Genomic DNA, 4,475 nt, shown 5'->3' with positions numbered 1-4,475 from the left:
ATTTGGAGGTGATGGAACGGTTCCCGTGTTTAGCGACATAGGCACCCGATGCGGCAAGAACGAGGGCGACGGTGGAGCTGACATTAAAACTGCCGCTTTTATCTCCCCCTGTACCCACAACATCGATCAGTTTTGGCTTAAGCTCACTTGGTACTTCGAGGATGATCGAGTGACTTCGCATCACCTCTGCCGCCGTTGCAATCATCAAAGAGGAAGTAGATTCATTAAGAGGAAGAGTCGATAAAAATTCCCGCATCTCTTCATCACTCATGCGATGTTCAAAGAGAGCTTCAAAATCCGCGTTGGTAGCATTCATGAGAGTTCCTTGATATAGAGATTTTGTTGAGATTTTGGGGTCGATTTGATACTCGGGATGGCAAGCACTTCGTAGCGCATCTGTTTTTCGAGATACACGAGGGTGATAATATCCCCTACCGCCACGTTTTTAGCGGGTTTCACCGCTTTATCGTTGATGTAGACGACACCCTCACCGATCATATCCTGAGCAACGACACGGCGTTTGGTCAGATTAACGGCGTTTAAAAATTTATCGATTCGCAAATAGGTTCCGTAGTATTGAGTTTGAAGTGGTTATTGTAGGTAATGAAAGCTAAAAGAGAGGTAAGAGCGCAAAAATTGTTCCACTTATTTTATTCCGTTCATCCTGAGCTTATCGAAGGGTGTGTAGTTCATGGTTCGACAAGCTCACCACGAGCGGAAAAGTAAGTTATACAAGATATTTAAGAAGATGTATTTACATCTATAATTTTGATTCCTGACCTTCGATCAGGAAAATCGCATGAAGCTCCTTCAAAACCAATATTTTGGCAAATCAATTTATCATCACCCATATACTTAACAATAAATTCACTATCGTAGGAGCTACCCACATTACTTGAACGTTTTAAAATACATGAAGCAGTTTTTATTTCGCCAATTTCATTTTTAATGGTAATTTTAAGCGTACCCGGCGTATAACGTCCAGACGATAAAACATCACATGCACCAACATAAGAATATTTATTATGTGGTTTTGGCTCTAAAATTCCTCCACCTATTGGAAGAATTAATTCTTTATCATCATTGACAATTTTTAATATTGTGATATTGCCATCCGAATGATTCTCAATCTCCAATCCATGCCCTTCCCGATTAAAATCATAAAAATAAAAAAATCCAATCAATAGAATTAGACCAGCAAGTATCATCAATAATTTTATTTTCATTTACAACCTCCTTTTGTGATGAAACATTTAACTCCCAAACCCATTCTTAAAACACTTGAGGACAATCCTAGCAGTTATGATTAATCCGATCATAGCGACTATGATGACCAATAAAGACAAATACCACCATATTTGGCTGTTCTGAGAGTAAAATTTTATAGGATTGATTGGTATAGAGCACCGTAATACTACGTCTGCATTTATCTTTTTTACAGACGATTTTATGATATTTCAGTCGTGGATCGGTTTTGTTTTGGAGATAGAGATTAATCGTTTCATCAATTTGTTCAGCATTTAAAGCACCTGATTCGATCAGCTTACATTTTTGCCGTTCAAAAACGCTTTCAAAAGCGATTAGCTTATCGTTCAACTTTATAAAATCCCAATTCAACTTGCGCACGTACCAACAAGTCGTAAAAGATGGAAGCTTTATTAAAATATTGTTGAATTAACTCATTTTTAGATTTCATAGCGATCAACGGTTCAAATTCATCGATCAAATCATCCATTTTAATCACCATCGAATCAATCATAGTATTCGTTAGGTTCATATGGGAGTGATAATGGAGTAAATCCTCAAAAAAGACATAAGAAGCATTCAAAAGCATAATCCGCTTCACCACTTCTTCATTATCGGCAAGGGTATCAATATTACGCTCATAGTAGCTTCTATGCTCGATCAAACTATTGATATGTTGTGATAAATTATCCTGAATCGATGTGCTATACATAGTCTCAAGCATAATACTCACCACCCTTTTTGTTTTATCTATTGAGATATTCTATCGAATTTAACTAAAATTGCCAACTATACTCTTAACTACAAAATGGACGAGAACATCCGTATCAAAACAGATCATAAATTGATATCATCCGCAAGAGATGCGATATCTATTCTATGAGATATGTGGAGAGATTGTGTATCGTTAAATACGGCAAGATCGGCAATATGGCATGACTCAGAGAGCTCTTTTTTTTGTTCAGTCGAAAGCTCATCTAAATGTTCACCGTAGTCGATCTCATGTTCAACGATAAAACGCAATGCTTTTATCACTTCTTCTTGTGAATGTTTAAAAAAATGCTCGATTTTCGGTTCTTGAATAGATAAACTTATCATGATTCAACCCCTTATTTTTCTTGTTAAATATTTTATCTTATTTCGGCTAAATGAGAGTAAACCTTTTTTCTCCTGCATTTACTTAATATTATCCCGTTCGCCCTGAGCCTGTCGAAGGGTATAATAATGAGCTATGCTTCTACTTTGAAATGCGGTTACATTGATTGATCGTCTATTTTTTCTAACTTCCAACATGCATCTTTATATCGAAAAAAATAATTTGTTTGCCAACCAGTATCAGGTTTATTCAATATCAACTTAATTTGACTACTACTAAGTTTCTCTACTTTTTGCACTAAGCCGTTCTTCTTTTGATCAGCGATATTCATAATCAGTGGAAAATGAATATCTTTTCTATTAACTTTTTTGATGATCTGTTTTGGTTCAGGATCGGCATCAGCATCAAGATATATTTTGATTATAGATTCATCCGTAAATTTTTTTTGCGTGGCTATGTTTTCAGTATAAATTCGTAAAAATTCATCGAAGTTTTGAGACGGACATGACTTATTTTGTAAATCTTCTCCGAAAAGTGACATGGAAAACACTATAAAAATACTCACAATATTTTTCATAAATTTCCTTATTTAAAATTCACTTTATTATAACAAAATAAATTATTTTTAACTTGAAAACCCACTTTTAAAACTCTCTTTTTGAACAACAATCTGTTTTTGTTTCTCTTTGCGCGCCGTATCTTTTTCGACGAAGATTTTTTTACGTGTTTGCGGATCCATCTCGGTGTAGTACATCACCGCAGAGTACGTTCCTGGAGTCGGGGTAAAGACCTGCGCTTGTTCAGGATTCATCTTTAATTCATCACTCGTAAAGCGTTTCAGATCGTGCATATCTTTCTCGGTACATCCCGGATGGGCGGCGATGAGATAGTAGGTTAAAAATTGCTTTTTCCCCTCTTCGCGGTTGAGCTGATCATAGAGCTTTTTAAAATCGACAAGAGTCTGTTTCCCCGGTTTGTTCATCAAATGGAGAACATGATCGGAGGTGTGTTCAGGGGCGACTTTCATCTGTCCTGAGATGTGATGTTTCACCATCTCTTTGAGGTATTCATACCCTTGACGTTTATCTTCGTTGATGAGATCGTACCGCACCCCCGAAGCGACAAACGCTTTTTTGATCCCGCGCACTTCTCGCAAACGACGCAAGAGGTTGATAACACGGGTGTGATCGACCTTCATCGATTTGCACAGATGGGTGTCGTCGACACACCGCTGATGATCGCACGTTCCGTGCCCCAGCTTTTTGGCGCACTCATAGCCGTACATGTTTGCCGTGGGACCGCCGACGTCACTGATTATCCCTTTGAAATCTTTGTACTCGGTAAACTGCGTCGCCTCTTTTAGGATGGATTCCTCACTACGGGTGCGGATGGTACGCCCCTGATGAACCCCGATGGCGCAGAAATTACATTCTCCCCAGCACCCCTGATGGGTCATGATGGAGAATTTGATCGTCTCCAAACACTTCACAGCACCTTTGGGACGATGATATGGGTGAAGCTCACGGGTAAACGGCAAGGCACTCACGGCGTCCATCTCACCCTCATCCAAATAATCGGCGGGAGGGTTTTGGATCGCGTATCGTCCATCCACCTCTTGACACAGCCCGTTTGCCGAGATGGGGTCGTTATGGTTATAAAACATATCGAAGAGATCGATATAACGTTCTTTATTTTCCAAACACTCTGCATGAGATGGCAAGGTCAAATACCCATCACGAGGCTCTTTAGCGATATAACACACCCCTCTAATGTTATGGGGGGATTCACCGTTTGATAACGCTTTTGGAAGAGCGACTATCGCCCCTTCCCCCATTCCGTAAATCAGATAATCGGCTTTGGAATCAAAGAGGATCGGTTTGCGCAGTTTGTTCGTCCAGTAATCATAATGGGTAACACGGCGCAAACTCGCTTCGATCCCTCCGAGGACGATAGGAACAGTGTTTTTGAAATATTTGCGGATCAGGTTCGTATAAACCAACGTCGCACGATCAGGTCGCGCGTTATTAACACCGCCTGGGGTATAGTCGTCGCTGTTGCGGAATTTTTTGGTTGCGGTATAGTTAGAGACCATCGAATCGACGCTCCCGCCGCTCACCCCCCAAAAGAGTTTCGG

At 39.7% G+C, this 4,475-nt stretch carries 7 protein-coding genes and 1 pseudogene; all 8 read right to left on the bottom strand.

Annotated elements, in window-relative coordinates; translation table 11 throughout:
• Window positions 1-316: pseudogene (locus tag WA010_RS09595) on the bottom strand (anthranilate phosphoribosyltransferase); the annotation flags it as partial.
• Window positions 313-561, bottom strand: a complete 249-nt coding sequence (locus tag WA010_RS09590; RefSeq protein ID WP_422556903.1) for an RNA-binding S4 domain-containing protein — start codon at window positions 559-561, stop codon at window positions 313-315. The pseudogene WA010_RS09595 and the gene WA010_RS09590, both read right to left, overlap by 4 nt.
• Window positions 562-740: 179 nt before the next feature.
• A complete protein-coding gene (locus tag WA010_RS09585) occupies window positions 741-1,226 on the bottom strand; it encodes a hypothetical protein (protein WP_422556902.1) in 486 nt (161 codons plus the stop codon).
• A gap of 67 nt (window positions 1,227-1,293) precedes the next feature.
• Window positions 1,294-1,596, bottom strand: a complete 303-nt coding sequence (locus tag WA010_RS09580) for a hypothetical protein (RefSeq protein WP_422556901.1) — start codon at window positions 1,594-1,596, stop codon at window positions 1,294-1,296.
• Complete coding sequence (locus WA010_RS09575; protein ID WP_422556900.1) at window positions 1,586-1,969, bottom strand: hypothetical protein; 384 nt, start codon at window positions 1,967-1,969, stop codon at window positions 1,586-1,588. The genes WA010_RS09580 and WA010_RS09575 overlap by 11 nt, the downstream gene beginning before the upstream one ends.
• A gap of 113 nt (window positions 1,970-2,082) precedes the next feature.
• Window positions 2,083-2,343 (bottom strand): hypothetical protein, encoded by a 261-nt coding sequence (locus tag WA010_RS09570; protein ID WP_422556899.1) that lies wholly within the window; start codon window positions 2,341-2,343, stop codon window positions 2,083-2,085.
• Window positions 2,344-2,498: 155 nt separating this feature from the next.
• Window positions 2,499-2,918 (bottom strand): hypothetical protein, encoded by a 420-nt coding sequence (locus WA010_RS09565; protein WP_422556898.1) that lies wholly within the window; start codon window positions 2,916-2,918, stop codon window positions 2,499-2,501.
• Between the two features lie 48 nt (window positions 2,919-2,966).
• Window positions 2,967-4,475 (bottom strand): YgiQ family radical SAM protein (locus tag WA010_RS09560; protein ID WP_422556897.1); only part of this gene is annotated, 1,509 nt, incomplete at its 5' end.

The organism is Sulfuricurvum sp., assembly GCF_049305995.1.
In the GTDB taxonomy this organism is placed as follows: Bacteria; Campylobacterota; Campylobacteria; order Campylobacterales; family Sulfurimonadaceae; genus Sulfuricurvum.
Note: the sequence above shows the minus strand (reverse complement) of the source record. Positions and strands in the feature narration are given on the sequence as shown.